This is a genomic window from Pedobacter nototheniae (assembly GCF_004335085.1).
Lineage (GTDB): Bacteria > Bacteroidota > Bacteroidia > Sphingobacteriales > Sphingobacteriaceae > Pedobacter > Pedobacter nototheniae.
Window position 1 is genome coordinate 62,982 of sequence record NZ_RQRS01000012.1, and the last position, 19,350, is coordinate 82,331.

The window sequence follows — 19,350 nt, forward strand, 5'->3', positions numbered from 1 at the left end:
TTTGGCGTTAAATATAAAAAACTCTATAGGTAAATTAACTTATTTAGTTTACTTATTTTTTAATTCTATATTTAAATTATTGATCTACGGAATTAATTAATGAATTTATTAAGTATGAAAAACGAATTTAAGGGACTTATTGTACAAGGTGATAAGAAATTTTCTATAAAAAGTGCTAAAACAGATTTTACTGGCGGTTATAATAAAGAAAAAGCTAAGGATGCACTTGTAAATGCTAAAATTGAGATTAATCATTTACAAGAGAAATTATATGCGGCAAATTCACATTCACTATTAATTATTTTTCAGGCTATGGATGCAGCAGGAAAAGATAGTGCTATTGAGCATGTAATGAGTGGTTTAAATCCGCAGGGCTGTCAGGTGTTTAGTTTTAAGGTTCCAACATCTGAAGAATATGAGCATGATTTTTTATGGAGACATTATAAAGCTTTGCCAGAAAGAGGCCGTATAGGCATCCACAATCGCTCGCACTACGAAAACGTTTTGGTTTGCAAGGTACATCCAGAATATATTTTAAGCGAAAGTATTCCTGGATACACAAATGTTAAAAAGATTGATAAGCAATTTTGGAAACAGCGCTACCAAAGCATCCGCAATTTTGAAGAGCATTTAAGTTCTAATGGAACAGTAATTTTAAAATTCTTTTTAAATGTTAGCATGGCCGAGCAGAAACTCCGCTTTTTGGATAGGATAGATGATCCTACTAAAAATTGGAAATTTTCATCAGGTGATATTAAAGAACGTGCACTGTGGGACGATTATATGAAGGCTTATGAAGAGGCTATTAATGAAACTAGTACTGAAAAAAATCCTTGGCATGTAATACCAGCAGATAAAAAATGGTTTGCCCGTTTGGCAATTAGCGAAATTATTGCTGATAAATTGAAGGGTTTGGATTTGAAGTTTCCTGTTTTGGTTGAAGAAGAAGCCGCTAAATTACAGTTAAGCAAAGAAAGTTTAATTAACGAATAATTAACAGAAGTACTTTAAGCTAGATGGCAAACAATTCTTGCAAATTAATCTTTAATAGGTAAAGTAAATTACGAATGACATTAAAAGCCGATACTTCACTAACCTCAATATTGGATAATGATTTTTATAAATTTACCATGCAGCAGGGTGTGGTTAGATTATTTCCATGGGCTAAGGCGAAGTACAAATTCATAAATAGGGGCAATCATTCTTTTCCGGATGGTTTCGATCAAGCATTAAGAATTGCGGTAGATCAAATGGCGCATTTGAAGCTAACTAAAGCCGAAAAGAAATTTCTGCAGGTTACGTGCCCTTATCTTGATCCTGTTTATCTGGACTTTTTAGAGGGTTATACTTACAATCCGGAAGAGGTTCATATTTCGCAAACTGGAGACCAGATTGAAGTACGGATAGAAGGTTTGTGGTACAGAACTATTTTATGGGAAGTACCCTTAATGTCTCTCATTAGTGAATTGTATTACGTTTTAAAGGGTTTAGATCGCATTAGCAATGAAGAAATTATTGAAAAAACCCGCAACAAAATAGAAAATTACAGAAACCTTGGTGTAACTGTAGCCGAATTTGGAACACGCAGACGACATTCTTATCAGGTACATCGTTTGGTAGTAGAATCGTTAATGAAATATGGCAATAGTTCCTTTATTGGTACCAGCAACGTACATTTAGCGATGATGTACAAAACGAAACCCATTGGTACACATGCACATGAGTGGTTTATGTTTCATGCGGCCCGTTACGGATTTAAAATGGCAAATGCTACAGGTCTTCAACATTGGGTAGAGGTTTATCGCGGAGATTTAGGAATTGCCTTATCTGATACTTATACTACCGATGTATTTTTTAAGCAGTTTGATAAAATGTTTTCTAAATTATTTGATGGTGTGAGGCACGATAGCGGTGATCCGTTGGTTTTTGCCGATAAAGTTATCAGCCATTATAAAAGCATGGGCATTGATCCACTAAGTAAAACCATTATCTTTTCTGATGCCCTTAATTATAATAAGGTAGAGCATATTTTAAATCATTGTAAAGGGAAAATTGGAATGTCGTTTGGAATTGGCACCAATTTAACCAACGATGTAGGTTCTGAACCAATGAATATTGTAATAAAAATGACCCAGGCGCTTCCGAAGGATGATGAATGGATTGAAGTGGTTAAATTATCTGATGAAGACGGAAAACATACCGGAGATCAGTTAACCATCGATTTAGCAAAAACCATATTGGGAATTAATCACTAAAATGATGAAGATTGGTTTCGCTGTTACCTTATATTTTAATAGCGAAATCAGTCTTTAAATTTACGTGACTTTTTCTTTTACAAATTCGTTTCCATCCTTAAAAAGCATTCTTAAAGCCCGAATAAGCCTAATTTTTATCGTTTAATAACGAAAGCTATTTTTTGAGCATCGGAAACATTATTGTAATTACCTTTTTGAAGGTTGTTTTTAGCATTAGATTTATAAACCAGTTATTTATAGTTCATTTTAAATTTACTTAAATCGGGTTTTATCTTTTTCGGTCTGCTTTTTTCAAAGTTGTAAATCGTTTGGCCTAAATTTTTCATAAAAGGATAACAAACCGTTTCGTACTCATATTTATTGTCGTTGTAAATACCATTTTCATTGCTTTGGACCACAGCGGTTAAAAAGTATTCTATTCCATTTTTAAAATCAACGAAGTAAGAATTATCGATAATGAAACCATAACTATCGCCATATTTATTAAATATTCTAATGTCGGGATTAAGTGTTATATCTTTTTCTCTCCCGTAATAAAGCATTTTTGCATAGGTAGGCCAAAACTCCTTTGCATCGTATTTAGGGTAATTACTTTCCGTTGGGTACTTGCTCATATAAGTATAAATCAGCTTATAATCTTGCGGAGTTAAGTTATATCGTTCGCTTTTAGCAAAAGCCTCCGGGAAGATGAGTTTTTGCATTAATCTTTGCTGATCATCAATAGAAAACGCATTTTTATTCGTTAAATTAAAAGGTTTGTTCACCAACCGATCGTTACTATCCAAATAGCCCTTACCCATATCGGTATTGGTTAGTTTTAGCTCGTACTCTTCTGGATCGTATTGTGCAGGCTGACTATAAACCAGTTGATCGCCATTATAAAAGCGAATCGGGTTGGTATGTTTTGCCGGTTCGCCAGAATCTCCAATAGCTAAACGATTTAAAATTCTGCTGTTATTTAGTCCATTCTTTTTAAGTTTTTGATTAATTTCTGCACGACCAATAAACTCAAATAATCTGTTAAAGCCATCGTTATCACTCGTTAACAGGATTTTTTTAATGTAGTGCTCAATGGATGGCAGCGCATTTTCTGCACTTTCATCTTTCAAAACTTTAGTTTGCCCAGCGTAAGCACTATCTGTAAACATGGTGCTTTGTGCATCAACACCAGTACTTTTTAAGCGGTTTACTTTTTCCAGGGCAAAAATTACGGCAGCCAACTTAACGGTGCTTGCCGGGTAGAAATAATGATGAGGATTTAAGTTGTAGCTGTAGGTTTTAAAATGAGGTTTATTGCCCGCATCACGGTTAACCTGTGTATATATTATTTGCACCTGGTTTTTATCAGCCTTGTTTAAAATGCCACCGAAAAATTCAGGTTTCGATTCCATTAACTTTTGAAGAAAAACAGTATCAACTTTTTGCGCCATTACTGATAAACTAAATAATGTGGATATAGTAAATAGGATAAGTTTCATGATTTAGGTTTGATTTTTAAAGTTAAGGTTTTGGCGTATAATATCACGTTACATCAACCATTTTACATTACGCAATATTTGCATACCTTTGCATCGCTTTTGGTTTCCGGCGTTACACCCGGAATTAAAAGGGAATACAGTGTAAATCTGTAACTGTCCCGCAGCTGTAAGCTCCTTTAACGGATTTCCAATCAATTTGCCACTGTTCTATACGCTAGAATGGGAAGGCAGGAAAGCTGGGAGTAAGTCAGAAGACCTGCCTTAGCACATATTTCATAGCTTTCGGGGATTGAAGCTAGGAGTGAGGTACTTTTTAATTTTCGTATTTTCATTTCCTTCATAATCTGTTTGCTGTGGGTAATTTAACTCACAACAAAAAAAATGATTAGAAAACATTTTGCCGCTTTTGGCAACATGCACTTTTTTATTTTGTTAGCCATTTTATGGACGGGTATTTCTTTGCCATTCATTTCTAGTGGCCAAACTACAGATAGCCTTAAAAAAGTAAATCAGCTTAAAGAAGTTCAAATTCGCGAATATCGTTTAACGGAGCAAAGTAAATCGCCTACACCTGTTCAAATCCTTTCAGGAAATGACTTAAAGCGTTTGAATAGCTTATCAGTAGCCGATGCCATTAGGTACTTTTCGGGCGTACAATTAAAGGATTACGGAGGCATTGGGGGCTTAAAAACTATAAATGTTCGCAGTATGGGAAGTAATCATACCGCAGTTTTTTATGATGGAATTCAGTTTAATAATGCGCAAAACGGACAGGTTGATCTTGGTAAATTCTCCATTGATAATTTAGAAGAAATTTCTTTGTATAGTGGCCAAAAACCTGAATTACTTTTACCTGCCCGTGCATATGCATCCGCAAGTTCTATTTACTTAAAAACTAAAACTCCGGTATTTTCTGATGGACAAAACCGAGCGGCTACTTTTAGTTTAAAAGGTGGCTCTTTCGGAGTAATTAATCCAGTTGTTCAGTACCAATATAAAATAAATAACAATCTGAGCGCCAGCTTTAATACAGAGTTTCTAAATGCAAACGGAAAATATAAATTTAGATATACTAATGGCGTTTATGACACAACAGCCGTTAGAAGTAATGGTGATGTAGAACGTTTCAGGTTTCAGGCGGGTTTATTTGGCAAGCTTAAGAATGGAGAATGGCACGCCCAAGCCTATACTTTTATCAGCGAACAAGGTTTGCCTGGAGCAGCAATATCAAATAGATTTGATTATCCTCAGCGCTCTTGGGATAGAAATACCTTTGTGCAAGGAAGTTTGGAACAGCATTTAAATGAAAAAATTTCCATTCTAGTCAGCGCTAAATATGCGTATGATTACATGCGTTTTGTTGATCCAGAATATGTAACCATTAACGGATTTTTAGAAAATAGATTTATTGAGCAGGAAGCCTATCTTTCGCTATCAGCAAAATATAAGTTAAACAAAATTTTGGATCTGGCTTTGGCTTCAGATTATCAATATCAAACACTTAATGCCAACCTTTATCGTTTTGCTTACCCTACTAGAAATACTTTTTTAAATGTATTAAGCTCATCATTAAATCTTAAACGGTTTAATTTACAAGCTAATATTTTAAGTACAACCGTATCAGATCTTGTTAAAGAATACAATTCTGGTGGAAATAAGCAGGTATTTAGTCCCACAGTTTTATTTTCATGGCAATTATTTGAAGAGGAACAATTCAGATTACGTGGTTTTTATAAGGACATTTTTAGAATGCCCACCTTTAACGATTTGTACTATACTTTTATCGGCAATACTTTACTTAAACCAGAGTATACTAAGCAGTACGACCTTGGATTAACGTATTTTAAATCTTTCAAAAATACCCGAACGTTATTTGTTGATATTCAGGCCGATGCTTACTATAATAATGTAAGAGACAAAATTATTGCGCAACCGGGCGCTAATCTTATCCGCTGGATTATGTACAATATTGGCAAAGTTGATATTCGCGGAATAGAACTTAATGCCAAAGCGGCATTTTTAATCACGCCTGATCTTATTTTAAATACGGGCATAAATTATACATTCCAAAAAGCTATTGATGTTACCGACGCTAACGATGATAGTTATCGCAACCAAATTCCATATATCCCCAAAAATAGCGGTTCCTTTTTAACGAAGTTAGATTATAAGGACTGGCACCTCAACTATAGTTTTATTTATACTGGATTTAGATATAATCAAAAGGCTAATATCATCTATAATTATATGCAGCCCTGGTACACGCATGATGTAGCTTTTGGATATTCTTTTAAGATGAAAAAAGGAATATTAAATGCAAATGCAGAGGTAAATAATCTGCTTAATCAATATTATGATTTAATACCAAATTTTCCGCTTCCAGGTCGTAATTATCGTTTCACTTTATCTTATAGCATATGAAAACAGTAAAACACTTGATTTATAGTTTTTGCATAACTTCTTTGCTATTTGCCTGCCGTAAAGATCCGCAACCACTTCCATCAGAAATTACTAGGGTAGAGCCTGATCCTGTTTCTGCACTTAAAGGCTTTTATTTAGTTAATGAGGGCAATATGAACATGAATAAAGCCTCATTGGATTATATGGATTTAGTAAATGGTTTATACACGCGTAATCTTTATAATCAAGTAAATCCTGAAGTAACTAAAGGACTTGGAGATGTAGGGAATGATATTGCTATTTATGGCAGTAAAGTGTATGTAGTGGTTAATATATCCAATAAAGTTGAAGTTTTGGATGTGAAAACCGCAAGGAAACTTGGGCAAATAAACATTACAAATTGTCGCTACGTAACCTTTAATAATGGTAAGGCTTATGTAAGTGCTTATTTAGGTAAGGTAGGTGATCCAAAAGCTCCAAATGGGATTATTGCAGAAATTGATACAACAAGCTTAAAGGTAAATAGAACCGTGGAGGTTGGTAGGCAGCCCGAAGAAATGGCAATTATTGGTTCTAAATTATATATCGCAAATTCAGGTGGCTACAGTCCGCCAAATTATGAAAGCACACTTTCTGTTATTGATTTGCCAACTTTTAAGGAAACCAAGCGCATTGAAGTTGCTATTAATCTCGATAGGGTAAAGGCAGATCGGTATGGCGATTTGTATGTTACTTCAAGAGGAGATTATTACATCATTCCATCCAAACTTTTTGTAATAGATACACACACCGATAAAATTAAAAAGGTATTTGATATAGCGGCGAGTAATTTAACCATTGATGATGATATAGCATATATCTACAGTACAGAATGGAGCTATATCCAAGGCATTAACGCTATTAGTTATAATATGATTAATGTTAAGGATGAAACCCTTTTAAGCACCAGGTTTATTACAGATGGAACAGAAAAGAATATTAAAATCCCGTACGGAATAGCGGTGAATCCACAAAATAAAGATGTTTACATAACCGATGCTAAAGATTATGTAACCCCCGGCAGATTGCATTGCTATAACGCAGCCGGTAAATTAAAATGGACTGTAACCACCGGAGATATTCCGGCACACATTGCTTTTGTAACTAAATAAAATCATAATATGAGAAACAACTACAAAAAATTAAGAAGTACAGGTTTGCTAAGCTTACTTGTTGCGGCTATGTTTATTTCATCTTGTAAAAAGAATGAAAGCGAAATCGTTCCTGAAAAAAAACAGGTTATAACTGGAACAAAAGGTGTGTACATGCTTTGCGAAGGTCTGATGAATGGAAATAATAGTGCCATTAGCTATTATGATTTCGCAACAAATACCAGTGTACAAGATTATTTTAAACAAGTAAATGGTAGGTCGCTAGGCGAAACTGCAAACGACCTTGAAGCTTATGGAAGCAAAATGTATTGCGTAGTTAGTGGTATACAAGGCAAACCGAAATCTTTTATTGAGATTATTGATATTGCTACAGGAAAATCATTAAAAAGTATTTCGCTAAACTCTAGTAATGATGGTTTTATGCCGAGGTTTGTAACTTTTTATAAAAATAAAGCATACGTATCTCGATATGATGGCAAAATTAGCCGAATTGATACTGCAACTATGGCAATTGATGCAGAATTGCAATTAATGAATGGAACCCAAAAAGCCGAAGGTTTAGAAGGATTAGCAGTTGCCAATGGCAAACTCTATGTAACTAACTCTAGTCATCCATATTATCCAAATGGTTTATTAAGCAAGGTTACAGTTATAGATTTAGCAACTTTTACCAAAATTAAAGATATTGAGGTAGGACACAATCCGGTAAGAATTGCTGCTGCTCCCAATGGTGATTTGTTTACCATCACCTGGATGGATTATAATGTAGGCAACGAAGCTACTTTTGTAAGAATAAGCAGTACTACTGATGCCGTTATTCAAAAAGAAGAATATGATTTAGGTGCTATTACCATTGGAAAAAACACAGGTTGGGTATCAAAAGATATTTATACTAATCCAACTATAAAACCGCTTGATCTTACAACAGGTAAAATTGGTAATAACTTAATAACTGATGGTACAGATATTAATACCATATACGGCTTAACAGTAAATCCATTTGATGGAAGTGTTGCAGTAGCCGATGCTGTAAACTATAGCCCATCTCAAGGCATGGCTTACATATATGGTACTGATGGCAAAAGAAAAAATAGTTTTAAAACCGCAGGGCTTCCACAGCATGCCGTGTTTGTATACAATTATAAATATGAATAACCTTTCTAAAATCCAGCTTATTGCTGTCGTGCTTTTTATTGCAGCCGCATTTTCTTCATGTAAAAAGGATTCAACACAAGAGGAGGTGCCAACCAAAACGAGTAATAGTCCATATATAAAAAAGGTATTTGAATATGCACCTGCGCCCGGGCAGTTTATAAACGATGCCAGCTATGGTACAAAAGAAAAGGCTAATGATTTAATCGGCACAGCAGATAACGGACTACTTTCTTTAGGTGGTTATGGCGGCTACATTATTTTTGGCTTCGATCACTCCATTGCAAATGAAGTTGGCAACGATTTGGGCATTTTTGGAAACCCACTTATTGGTGCAGGCATGGAATGGTCTGAACCTGGTATTGTTTGTGTAATGCAGGATAAAAATGGCAATGGCTTACCAGATGATGGCGAATGGTACGAACTGGCAGGAAGCGAATATAACAAGGCCGAAACCATTAAAAATTATAAAATTACCTATTATAAACCCCTTACAGCAACTGAAGATATTAAGTGGACAGATAATCAGGGTAAAACCGGTTATGTTTTGAAAAACAGCTTTCATGCTCAAAACTACTTTCCCGCTGGAGTTACGGCTACCACTGTTTCGTTTGAAGGTACTTTATTAAAGAACACTTTAGGTGATAATGGAATAATTACCAACAAGCCTTTTTCTTTCGGCTATAGTGATAATGGCTCGCCAGAGTATCTTGCTATACAAGATGAAAAGGGCAGAGGCTACAATACTTTCGATATAGATTGGGCAGTTGATAAAAATGGAAATAAAGTAAACCTGAGTAAAATTGATTTCGTAAAAGTTTACACAGGTCAAAATAGTAACGGAAACCCTTACGATCCAGATACATCAAACTCAAGATCAAGGTTCTTGGGTGAAGTATCTACAGAAATTGCTGGTGCAATCGACATTAGATTATACAATCAAAAGAAATAATTTAACCAAAAACACTCATGAAAAAAAGTTACCTAATTTTAATACTCTCAATTTTTACACTGTTTTATGCTTGTAAAAAAGATAAAGAAACAGAATCTGCACCTGATGTTAACCTATTTGTTAAAGGCGATGCCATTACGGCAAAAGTTAACGTTAAAAGTACTCTTTCTGCTGGTACAAATAATGGTAAAAACTTTGCTCACCAATGGAAATTAGATGGTGTGGTGGTAAGCTCAACTTACAATTACGACTTTACGCCCCTAAAAGCTGGTACTTATATTATCGAATATACCGCTACAAATACTGTTGGCTCATTTACCCATAAATATACAGTAACAGTGCCTGTGCCAGTGGTTGAAGCTACACCAACGAGCAGTAAATACATCACAAAAGTGTTCGAGTACTTGCCAGCTCCTGGTCAGTTTATTAATGAAACCTTGGGTAGCCTTGCTGGTGCTCAAAAAATTATTGGCGATGTAAATAGTACAAGCTTAATTAGTTTGGGTGGTTTTGGTGGCTACATTATTTTTGGTTTTGATCACTCTGTAGCAAATAATGCCGGGGCAGATTTAGCTATTTACGGCAATCCAATTGGTGGCTCAACACCTTGGGCAGAACCTGGTATTGTAATGGTAAGCCAGGATGTTAATGGAAATGGTAAACCTGATGATGAATGGTATGAACTTGCAGGTAGTGAATACAATAATCCATTAACAATTAAAAATTATGAAATCACTTATACAAACCCTAAGGCTTATGCTAATGTAAGCTGGACAGATAATCAAGGCGGAAGCGGTACATACGATATTAACACTTTCCACAAGCACAATTATTACCCTGAATTTGCTGCAAATCAAGATAAACTAACTTTTAAAGGAACTATGCTTCCATCAACTTGGGGTAAAAATGGAAGTATTTTTATTAATAATGCCTTTGCCTGGGGGTATACCGATAGCTGGTCTATTGATGATGATTACGCTACAAAGCGATACAATAGCTTTGATATTGATTGGGCTGTAGATAATACTGGTAAAAAAGTAGCCTTAAAAACCATAGATTTTGTAAAAGTTTATACAGGACAAAGAGAAAAAGGAAACACACTTCTAGGTGAAATATCAACGGAAGTTAAAGGGGCAGCCGATTTGGGAATTAAATAAACACATATAAATTAGAATGAAAAAAGTACACATTAAACACTTATTAGCCGTAACCCTAGTTATATTATTTGCCGCATCGTGTAAAAAGGATGATGTAGAAGTTAAGCCAGAAATACAGCCTGTTGCCAAAGGAAAATTTGAAAATGGTTTTTTTATTGTAAACGAAGGTTGGTTTGGACATGGAACAGGTGAAGTAAACTTTTTTGATTACGCTACAGGGAAATTAACGGATAGCGTATTTAAAAGAGAAAACCCTGATAAAAACTTAAATCCTGCAAGCTCTACCTTAGAGTTTGGAACTATTTTTAAAGATAATCTTTACCTAGTAAGTAAAGTTGGTGGGCCAATGGTTGTTGCCGACGCTTATACATTAAAGGAAAAAGGACGAATTGCAGCCAAAGCTGGAAATGATTGGAGAGCATTTTTAGGTATTGATGAAAATACAGGCCTTTTAAGTAGTGGCAATGGCGTTTATTTGGTTAATCTTAAAAATTTAACCGCTTATGCAAAATTGGTTGGTGCCGATGGACAAATTGGCGATATGATAAAAGCCGGAAACTATATTTTTATGCACAGCGCTACAGACGGACTATTAATTTACAATCTTTCTGATTTTAGTTTAAACAAAAAGATTAAGGGAATGACAGTTGGTTTTGCCCAAACACCAAATGGTAAAGTGTGGTACACAGCTGGTAAATATCTTTATAATACAGATCCGCAAACACTTGCAAAAGATAGTGTTGCCCTTAATTTTACGCCATACTCAACCTGGGGTGCCTGGCATTCGGGATCAATTGCAGCATCTCCAAAAGAAAACGCAGTTTATATTCTTAAAAATTTAAGCTTTGGAAGCAATGGTAGCGATGTTTACAAATATGTAGATGGAAATAAAACCTCATTAGATGCACCTTTTGTAACTATGCCCGAAAAACAGGTGTTCTACGGTAAAGGCTTAGGCATCGATCCAAAATTAAACCAGTTAGTTATTACAACAGTACAAGCCGGTTATGGAGCAAACTACGCTATTAATCACTTATATTTTTACGATACCACTAACGCAACTTTAAAAAATACAGTTTCTTATGATGGTTATCACTTTCCAGGAATACCTGTATTTCATTAATCCATAATTACATAAAATGTTAAAAAGGACTGCCAAATAGATAAGCAGTCCTTTTTTTGTTACATTTGCGGCGCTTTTGGTTTCTGCCTAACCGCAGGATTAAAAGGGAATGCAGTGTAATTCTGTAACTGTCCCGCAGCTGTAAGCTCATTAAAGATTTTTCATTTCTAAAGCCACTGTTCCTAACTAGAATGGGAAGGCAGAAAAATCAGAGTAAGTCAGAAGACCTGCCATAGCGTTTATTTTCATAGCTTTCGGGGATTGAAGCTAGGAATGATTACGGCGTTATCGTATTTTCATATCCTTTTCCAATCTGTTTGCTGTGAGCAAAACTCACAATCAAATGAACAAAAAAAGTACTTTATTAGTGGCAGCCTTAGGGTTTGCCCAACTGGCAATTAGTCAATCGGCTAATGCCCAAGACAGCTTAAAGCTGAAGGATGTAGTTATTTCTGCAACCAAAAACGATCAAAAGCAATCACAAACTGGTAAAGTTGTTACCATTATTAGCAAAGAAGTTTTAGAAAGAAGTTTAGGTAAATCATTGCCTGATCTTATTAGTGAGCAGGCAGGTATAATTGTTGGTGGTGCTTATGGTAACCAAGGGAAAGATAAAAGTGTATTTTTTCGAGGCGCACCAAGCGGTTATGCGCTAATTTTAATTGATGGAATAATACAAAATGATCCTTCTGGTAATGGTGGCGCATTCGATCTTCGCTTACTTTCTATTGATCAAATTGACCATATTGAAATTTTGAAAGGCGGTCAATCTACCATTTATGGTTCTGATGCCGTAGCAGGTGTAATCAATATTATTACTAAAAAAGGTGGTCCAAAGGGCAATACTATTTATGGTGTGGCAAGTGCTGGTAGCTTCGAAACCTATAAAGGAACTATTGGTTTAAATGGTGGTGTTGATGGTTTTACTTACAACGTTAACTATACTCATTTAAAAACAGATGGTATTTCTGAAGCTGCAACTCCAGTAGGTAGCACGGCAATATTTGATAAGGATGGTTTTAAAAATGATGCTGTAAATGCAAATTTTGGAATCCAATTAGATAAGCACCTTTCTATAAATCCGTTTGTACGTTATTTTTATGGAAATTATAAGTACGATGACGGCCCTTTTTTGGATGCTGCAAACTACTCAATCCTTAAAAATGTGGCATTAGGTACCAACGCTAAATATGAATTTAATACGGGTAAAGTAACCTTAAATTATAGTTACGAAAGCAGTTCAAACGAATCTCATTCTTATTTTCCTGATTTTGCTCAAGGTAAAGTTAATCTTGTTGATTTATTTTATAATCAGAAATTAGGCAATAACCTTGATTTATTGTTAGGTATAGAAAATCGGGCGATGAAACTTTATGGAGTTGGACAACAACCAACCACAAATTTATTTGCAACATACGGATCGTTATTTTTACATAACCTGAGTATTTTTAACTTAGAAGTGGGTGGCCGTTACAACAAGCACGAGCAATATGGCGAAAATTACACCTATACCATAACACCGAGCATCAATATTATAAAAGAAATAAAATTATTTGGAACAGTTTCAACAGCATTTAAAGCACCAACATTAATGATGTTGTTTGGTCCATATTCGCCAAATGCCAACCTAATGCCAGAAAAATCACAGAATTATGAAGCTGGTGTTAGCTTTAATTTAGCTGATGAGAAATTTACACTTCGTATAGCAACGTTTAAACGCAATTTAACAAACGCAATTGTTTACACACCTAAAGCCTATATCAACGAGGCAAGTCAAAAATATAAAGGTTTGGAAGTAGAGCCAGGTGTTAAACTAGGAGCATTCGATTTTAATGGATATTATGCTTATGTAGAGGGTAATACAGGTAAAGTAGATTATTTAATACGCAGACCGAAACACACTTTTGGAATAAATGCAGGTGTACAGGCAACCAAAAATCTTTATGTTAGTGCAAACTATCGTTATTTTGGTAAACGTTACGATACCTATTTTACCACCACATCTGTTGATGAATTATTACCCGCTTACAAATTATTAAATGCCTATGCAGAGTATGCTTTAGCCAAAAAACGTGTTAAAATATTCTTCGATGCCAAAAACATTTTGAACGAAAAATATAACGAACTTATTGGTTATAACAGCCCAGGTTTTAATTTTAATACGGGTGTTAGTTTTAATATTCGTTAGAAACGTTAACTTTGCGTTAATAATTAAATATAAAAATGTCTAATCTGAAATTTAATCCGCGTAACACCATACTACTATTAATCATTTTAATAGTTACTGCATTTCGCTTATTAGTTACTTTTAATAGTGATGCACTTCAATTTGCAAACTTCTCATCTATAGGAGCAGTAGCACTTTTTGGTGGGGCTTATTTTAAAGATAATCTTAAGGCTTATGCTTTTCCATTGCTAAGTTTGTTCTTAAGCGATCTTGTTTTATACACAACTATTTACAGAAAATATGTAGATATGTTGCTTGTACAAGAAAGCTGGACGTATTTAGCCATTGCTTTAATGGTTTTAGTAGGTAGATTGCTGTTGAAAAAAGTTAATGTAGTTAATTTATTAGCATCAACAATTGCAATTGTTTTAGTCCACTGGATTATTAGCGATATAGGTTCTTGGTACGGCAATCCATTGTTTACTCAAAATTTAGCTGGTTACTGGCAATGTTTAGTTAAAGCAATACCTTTCGAAGTTAGATTTTTAGAAGGCACATTAATTTATGGAGCCATTTTATTTGGAGCTTTCGAAATTTTAAAAGCAAAATACCCAGTTTTAAAATTACAACAACAAATAGTGTAAGCTTACATTCAATATTTAATCCCCTTTTGTTAAATGCAAAAGGGGATTTTTTTTATCTTTAAATTTTGATATTAAATACATGAAAATAGTTTCCTTTCTTCCAGCTGCTACCAAAATGATTTATGATATGGGTTTGCAGGAATACCTATGTGGCGTAACTTTTGAATGCCCAAAAGAAGCTGCAAACCAACCAAAAATTGTTCGTTGTATTTTAGAAGGAAAAAACTATTCAAGTATAGAAATTGATCGGATTTTTTCGGCGTCAAAAGCCCAGGGCAAAAGTTTATACTGGGTAGATCAGGAACTACTGGAAAGTATTTCGCCCGATATTGTTTTCACACAAGATGTTTGCGAAGTTTGTAACATCGATACCGTATGTACCGAAACAGCTGTTTCTAAATTAACTAAGCAGCCAACTCTTGTACCATTATCACCAAATAACCTACAGGATGTATTTGAATGTGCCATAACCATTGCCAAAGCTATTGGTAAGGAAGAAGTAGCGTTGCGCTATTTGGCTGGTCTTCAATATAAAGTTGATGATATTTTGGATCGGCTAAGATTACATAAAGCACCATTAAAAAGAGTGATGATAATGGAATGGATAGAACCCATTTACAATTGTGGCCATTGGATTCCATTTCAAATTGCTGCGGCAGGTGGTGTAGATATGCTTTCTAATCCTGCTGGCGACTCTATTGTTACCCCATGGGAAAAAATTTTAAAATACAATCCACAGGTTTTAGTAGTTGCACCTTGTGGTTTTGATGTAAAACGAAGTATTGAAGAAATGGCATTGCTAACCTGTAAACCAGGATGGGAAAATTTGGAAGCTGTAAAAAGTAATCAGGTGTATATTGCCGATTTTGATATGTTTACTCAACCTAGTGCCGGAACATTAGTAGAAGGAATTGAAGCCTTAGCCTGTATGTTTCATCCCGAAATATTTAAACCTAACGAACAAATCGAAACCAAATTTATAAACTACACTAAAATAAAGCAGTTGCAAACATTGTAATCCTCGTTTTAATAAAGTAGAAAACCTAAAAAATGAAACCTAAATTAGTTGTATTAACAGGAGCAGGGATCAGTGCAGAAAGTGGATTAAAAACTTTCAGGGATTCTGATGGACTTTGGGAAGGTTACAATGTTTATGATGTAGCCACACCCGAAGCTTGGGAAAAAGACCCTGCATTGGTACAGCAATTTTATAATGAAAGACGTAAACAGGTTTTAGAAGCGCAGCCCAACAAAGCACATAAAATACTTGCAGAGCTTGAAAATGATTTCGACGTTGAAATTATTACCCAAAATATAGATGATTTGCATGAAAGAGCAGGCTCTACCAAAGTAACTCACTTACACGGCATCATCACAAAATCACAATCTAACCGTAAAGCTAGCTTAACCTACCCAATAGATGGCTGGGAATTGAAAATAGGGCAACTTTGTGAAATGGGTAGCCAACTGCGACCGCATGTAGTTTGGTTCGGAGAAAATGTTCCTATGATAGAAACTGCAGCAGAAATTTGTAGCAAAGCTGATATTTTTCTGCTTATCGGAACTTCCCTTGCCGTATATCCTGCAGCTGGTTTAGTAGATTTTGTTTCTTCATCAATTCCTAAATATATCATTGATCCAAAAATTCCAGAAGTAAAACGTTATCAAAATGTATTTAAGATAGAGCACACAGCAGTTAACGGAATGGCGATTGTAAAGGATTTACTACTAAATGGCCAATAAGAAAGTTTGTGTTTTTAATTGGAGCGGAGGTAAAGACAGTACTTTAGCACTGCATTATGCCCTTCAGGATCCTGAAATTGAAATTAGATATTTACTAACAACCGTTACAGAAAAGTACAATCGCGTATCCATGCACGGCGTTAGAGAAAGCCTGCTTCTTAAACAAGCTGAAAGTATTGGCATTCCTTTATATCAAATCCGGCTGCCCGAAACACCTGATATGGAAACATACAACCAGGTGATGCATAATCATCTCTTAAAGTTAAAAGCAGAAGGAATTACTCATTCTATTTTTGGCGACATCTTTTTGCAGGACCTTAGAACCTATAGAGAAAATAGGTTAAAAGAAGTAGGATTGCATGCCTTATTCCCATTGTGGAATAAAGATACAAGTAAACTTATTGCAGAATTTGTAAATACTGGCTATAAAACTATAATTGTGTGCTGCTGGGATACACTTAAAACCATTTGCGGAAAAGTAATAGATCATAATTTTATAACTCATTTGCCGGAAGGTGTTGATCCCTGCGGAGAAAATGGAGAGTTTCATACTTTTGCATTTGAAGGACCGATTTTCAAGAAAAAGATTCATTTTACTACAGGTGAACTTGTTTTTAAGGCATTGCCTGCTCCAAAAATAAACTCAGATCAATGCACTACAGTCAATTCTGATCTTACTAAAAATCAAGGCTTTTGGTATTTGGATTTAATAGAATAAGAAGTGTTTTCATCTTTTGGCATCATTTTTTCTTATCATCTAGTGTAAATAAATTCATCCCAGCGAAATCATTAGTATTTGATTTCCGAAAAATATAAAGTCATGAAAAAGATATTAATGGTATTAGCCTTAAGTTCTGTAATGTTTGCATGTAACAACAAGGCAAAAGAAGAGGCCGCTGCAAAGCAACAACAAGTTGAAAAGCAAGCAGCCATTAAAGCGGTTAAAGATAGCCTGCGATTAGACAGTTTTAAAAAAGCAGATATTGCTAAGCAAGAACTTGCAGCTAAAGAAAAACATGAAGCTGAATTAGCGGCAGCAAGGCGATCAGCTGTTCACTCATCAGGTTCTGGTTCCGGTGGTAGTTCATCATCTTATGGCGGTACTCAACCAACAGCTAAGAAAAAAGGCTGGAGTGATGCCGCAAAAGGAACATTAATTGGTGGTGCTGCAGGTGCTGTTGGTGGCGCTTTAATCGATAAGAAAAAAGGTCGTGGCGCAATTATTGGCGGTGTTGTTGGCGCAGGTACAGGTTACTTAATTGGTAGAGGAGAAGACAGAAAATCTGGTCGAGTAAAACCTAAAAACTAATATAATTTTACAGATATTTTAAAGGCAGCTATAATCTTATAGCTGCCTTTTTGTTTGCTTTTATTTTTAGGTTTGATAAGACTATCAATGACCTTTTTGGTTTTAATTTCTTTTGTATTCTTATAAATATCAGCCGCGTTGATATAGATTTTTTACCCACTCTTTTTTAGTTAAATATAATAGAATTTACTTTTTCAAATAGGGGTATTTTGCTAGTAAGTTGTTGTATAAACAGAGCTCAGTTTAAATCAATTGAGTAACCAAAATATTCAAGTTTTAACTGGTGAAACAATATGAAAAATGAAGACTTATCACTTGCCCAGATTAACAGATTAATAAAGGAAACTGTAAATAAAATTGACGAAATAATTGAAGCTACAAATCGCAAACTTCCGATTGGCATTAATTTAATTCTTTTAAAAGAAACACCAATAATAGGGAGTAAGCTTTCTTTTATAGGGAAGCACTGTTCAATAGGAACTGTAATTAGTTTTTCATCTACTGAACGAAAATCTTCAAATGAGAGATCTAAGAATCTAAAATAGTTCAAAAAGTAAAATTTATAAAATGAATTGGTGCAATAACAAATGATATTTCAGCAATCATTTAAGGTCTAAATAAATGACTAAAAAGTAAAATCAGAATTATATTTGGCATTTTTTATGTGCAAAATATAATTCCGATAGTATGTTTATGTTTTTAATTTTCAGGTAGTTATATTTATTGTGCTGAAGTATTTATTGCTTTTTTATTATAAATAATGTTGTTTTACGACTCTAATTTCAGAATATAATTCCGTTTAATTAAAAATAATGCTGTGGTACAGTTAGTTATGTTATTTATATGTACTAAAACTGATGCCTTTTATATGCGGCTGTAAAATCACTTCTCATTAACTTAAATCTTTCAATTACGGTAGCAATAAATTCTTCATCTAAAATTTCGAACACATCATTTACACCCCCTCCACTTAAATCCAGCTCGGCCAGTTTGTAACTCTGTTCAAAAGTTCCCTGCTCAAATTTGACAATGTATTTTTGATTCATGGAGAAAATTGTAATCTTACATTCCGGGTGTGGTAGTTCTGCTATAACTCTCATAAAGCTTTATTTTTTTAACTATTATTCTCTTGATTTTTAATTTTAATACCGTTTAAGGATCCCGAAATTTCTAGGATTTCAAAGCGGGCAAAAAGCTCTTCACTGTACCATTTTCTTTCTCGCGTTAGCTTAATCACATTAGCATGATCCATTGTTTTATATGCATAGTTTTTCATGCTTTCTGAATCTTCCCAAATGGAGAAAGTTGCCTGTCTAAAAAACGGTGCTTCACCTATTCCTGCTGCTATAATAAAACCAGGTGCAACCCTCATGGCATCTGCCGCCTTTTTAATGTTTTGCTGAAACTCTTTAACTCTGTTCAAGCGGATTGCAGCACGCGTAATTACAGCAATTCTTCCGTTTGTTTTTGCTTGATCTTTATCTGTGTAAAATGGTTGCTCACCAGACCATAAACCATGACTGGCTAAGGGTTTTAGAAACACGGTAAATTCTTCTTTTTTAAAAAGGCGAAACCATTTTATTGCGAATGAATTTTCGTAAAAGTTTTGGCAATCTGTTATGTTATCCCAATTGGTAAGTATTGCCCAATGTTTAAAGTTAGGAGCAAGGTCTACTTGTGCATTTTTGCCACTTCCCATTAGCTTCCAAAACCTACATTTTTTATTCAACCACATTGGCAAGCGCAAAACAGCCATCCCCAAAAATGCAAAGGGAATGGCTGTTAAACGGTACTTTGTAATGGTTAGTGCCGTAATCAT

The 19,350-nt window shown here is 34.8% G+C and carries 18 protein-coding genes and 2 riboswitches; of the genes, 15 read left to right on the top strand and 3 right to left on the bottom strand.

Going from position 1 to position 19,350, the window contains the following annotated elements; translation table 11 throughout:
* Positions 1-114 precede the first annotated feature (114 nt).
* Both EHC72_RS12045 and pncB read left to right on the top strand, forming a co-directional pair.
* Positions 115-993, top strand: a complete 879-nt coding sequence (locus EHC72_RS12045) for a polyphosphate kinase 2 family protein (RefSeq protein ID WP_131537948.1) — start codon at positions 115-117, stop codon at positions 991-993.
* A 74-nt stretch (positions 994-1,067) separates the two neighbouring features.
* Positions 1,068-2,255 carry a nicotinate phosphoribosyltransferase gene (pncB, locus tag EHC72_RS12050; protein WP_131537949.1) on the top strand — a complete coding sequence of 396 codons (1,188 nt, stop codon included), beginning with the start codon at positions 1,068-1,070 and terminating at the stop codon, positions 2,253-2,255.
* A 230-nt stretch (positions 2,256-2,485) separates the two neighbouring features.
* Here pncB and EHC72_RS12055 read toward each other — a convergent pair whose 3' ends face one another.
* Positions 2,486-3,733, bottom strand: coding sequence for a serine hydrolase (locus EHC72_RS12055; RefSeq protein ID WP_131537950.1), 1,248 nt, complete (start codon positions 3,731-3,733; stop codon positions 2,486-2,488).
* An 83-nt stretch (positions 3,734-3,816) separates the two neighbouring features.
* A riboswitch (cobalamin riboswitch) is annotated at positions 3,817-4,011 on the top strand.
* Between the two features lie 103 nt (positions 4,012-4,114).
* Here EHC72_RS12055 and EHC72_RS12060 point away from each other — a divergent pair.
* The 13 genes from EHC72_RS12060 to EHC72_RS12120 all read left to right on the top strand — a co-directional run bounded on the left by EHC72_RS12060 (position 4,115) and on the right by EHC72_RS12120 (position 18,076).
* Positions 4,115-6,154: a TonB-dependent receptor plug domain-containing protein gene (locus EHC72_RS12060; RefSeq protein ID WP_131537951.1), complete on the top strand. Its 2,040-nt coding sequence runs from the start codon at positions 4,115-4,117 to the stop codon at positions 6,152-6,154.
* Positions 6,151-7,284 carry a DUF5074 domain-containing protein gene (locus EHC72_RS12065; protein WP_131537952.1) on the top strand — a complete coding sequence of 378 codons (1,134 nt, stop codon included), beginning with the start codon at positions 6,151-6,153 and terminating at the stop codon, positions 7,282-7,284. Before EHC72_RS12060 ends, EHC72_RS12065 begins: the two co-directional genes overlap by 4 nt.
* A 9-nt stretch (positions 7,285-7,293) precedes the next feature.
* Positions 7,294-8,439 (top strand): YncE family protein, encoded by a 1,146-nt coding sequence (locus EHC72_RS12070; protein WP_131537953.1) that lies wholly within the window; start codon positions 7,294-7,296, stop codon positions 8,437-8,439.
* Positions 8,432-9,388 carry a PKD domain-containing protein gene (locus tag EHC72_RS12075; protein ID WP_131537954.1) on the top strand — a complete coding sequence of 319 codons (957 nt, stop codon included), beginning with the start codon at positions 8,432-8,434 and terminating at the stop codon, positions 9,386-9,388. Before EHC72_RS12070 ends, EHC72_RS12075 begins: the two co-directional genes overlap by 8 nt.
* A gap of 17 nt (positions 9,389-9,405) precedes the next feature.
* Complete coding sequence (locus EHC72_RS12080; protein ID WP_131537955.1) at positions 9,406-10,545, top strand: PKD domain-containing protein; 1,140 nt, start codon at positions 9,406-9,408, stop codon at positions 10,543-10,545.
* 16 nt (positions 10,546-10,561) lie between these two features.
* Positions 10,562-11,668 carry a DUF5074 domain-containing protein gene (locus EHC72_RS12085; protein ID WP_131537956.1) on the top strand — a complete coding sequence of 369 codons (1,107 nt, stop codon included), beginning with the start codon at positions 10,562-10,564 and terminating at the stop codon, positions 11,666-11,668.
* A gap of 60 nt (positions 11,669-11,728) precedes the next feature.
* Positions 11,729-11,917, top strand: a riboswitch (cobalamin riboswitch).
* Between the two features lie 94 nt (positions 11,918-12,011).
* Complete coding sequence (locus EHC72_RS12090) at positions 12,012-13,856, top strand: TonB-dependent receptor plug domain-containing protein (protein ID WP_131537957.1); 1,845 nt, start codon at positions 12,012-12,014, stop codon at positions 13,854-13,856.
* Between the two features lie 35 nt (positions 13,857-13,891).
* Positions 13,892-14,479, top strand: a complete 588-nt coding sequence (locus EHC72_RS12095) for a DUF6580 family putative transport protein (RefSeq protein WP_131537958.1) — start codon at positions 13,892-13,894, stop codon at positions 14,477-14,479.
* A gap of 79 nt (positions 14,480-14,558) precedes the next feature.
* Positions 14,559-15,497 carry an ABC transporter substrate-binding protein gene (locus EHC72_RS12100; protein ID WP_131537959.1) on the top strand — a complete coding sequence of 313 codons (939 nt, stop codon included), beginning with the start codon at positions 14,559-14,561 and terminating at the stop codon, positions 15,495-15,497.
* 32 nt (positions 15,498-15,529) lie between these two features.
* Entirely contained in the window at positions 15,530-16,222 is a 693-nt protein-coding gene (locus tag EHC72_RS12105; RefSeq protein ID WP_131537960.1) for an SIR2 family NAD-dependent protein deacylase, read from the top strand.
* Positions 16,212-16,940 carry a Dph6-related ATP pyrophosphatase gene (locus EHC72_RS12110; RefSeq protein WP_131537961.1) on the top strand — a complete coding sequence of 243 codons (729 nt, stop codon included), beginning with the start codon at positions 16,212-16,214 and terminating at the stop codon, positions 16,938-16,940. Before EHC72_RS12105 ends, EHC72_RS12110 begins: the two co-directional genes overlap by 11 nt.
* Before the next feature lie 102 nt (positions 16,941-17,042).
* Positions 17,043-17,531 (top strand): YMGG-like glycine zipper-containing protein, encoded by a 489-nt coding sequence (locus tag EHC72_RS12115; RefSeq protein ID WP_131537962.1) that lies wholly within the window; start codon positions 17,043-17,045, stop codon positions 17,529-17,531.
* 293 nt (positions 17,532-17,824) lie between these two features.
* The gene (locus EHC72_RS12120) at positions 17,825-18,076 is read left to right on the top strand and encodes a hypothetical protein (protein ID WP_131537963.1); all 252 of its coding nucleotides are present in this window, start codon (positions 17,825-17,827) and stop codon (positions 18,074-18,076) included.
* Between the two features lie 303 nt (positions 18,077-18,379).
* Here the strand turns inward: EHC72_RS12120 and EHC72_RS12125 are convergent, their stop codons facing one another.
* Positions 18,380-18,631 (bottom strand): hypothetical protein, encoded by a 252-nt coding sequence (locus tag EHC72_RS12125; protein ID WP_131537964.1) that lies wholly within the window; start codon positions 18,629-18,631, stop codon positions 18,380-18,382.
* A gap of 14 nt (positions 18,632-18,645) precedes the next feature.
* On the bottom strand, positions 18,646-19,350 hold the full coding sequence (locus tag EHC72_RS12130) for a DUF3291 domain-containing protein (RefSeq protein WP_131537965.1): 705 nt from the start codon (positions 19,348-19,350) through the stop codon (positions 18,646-18,648).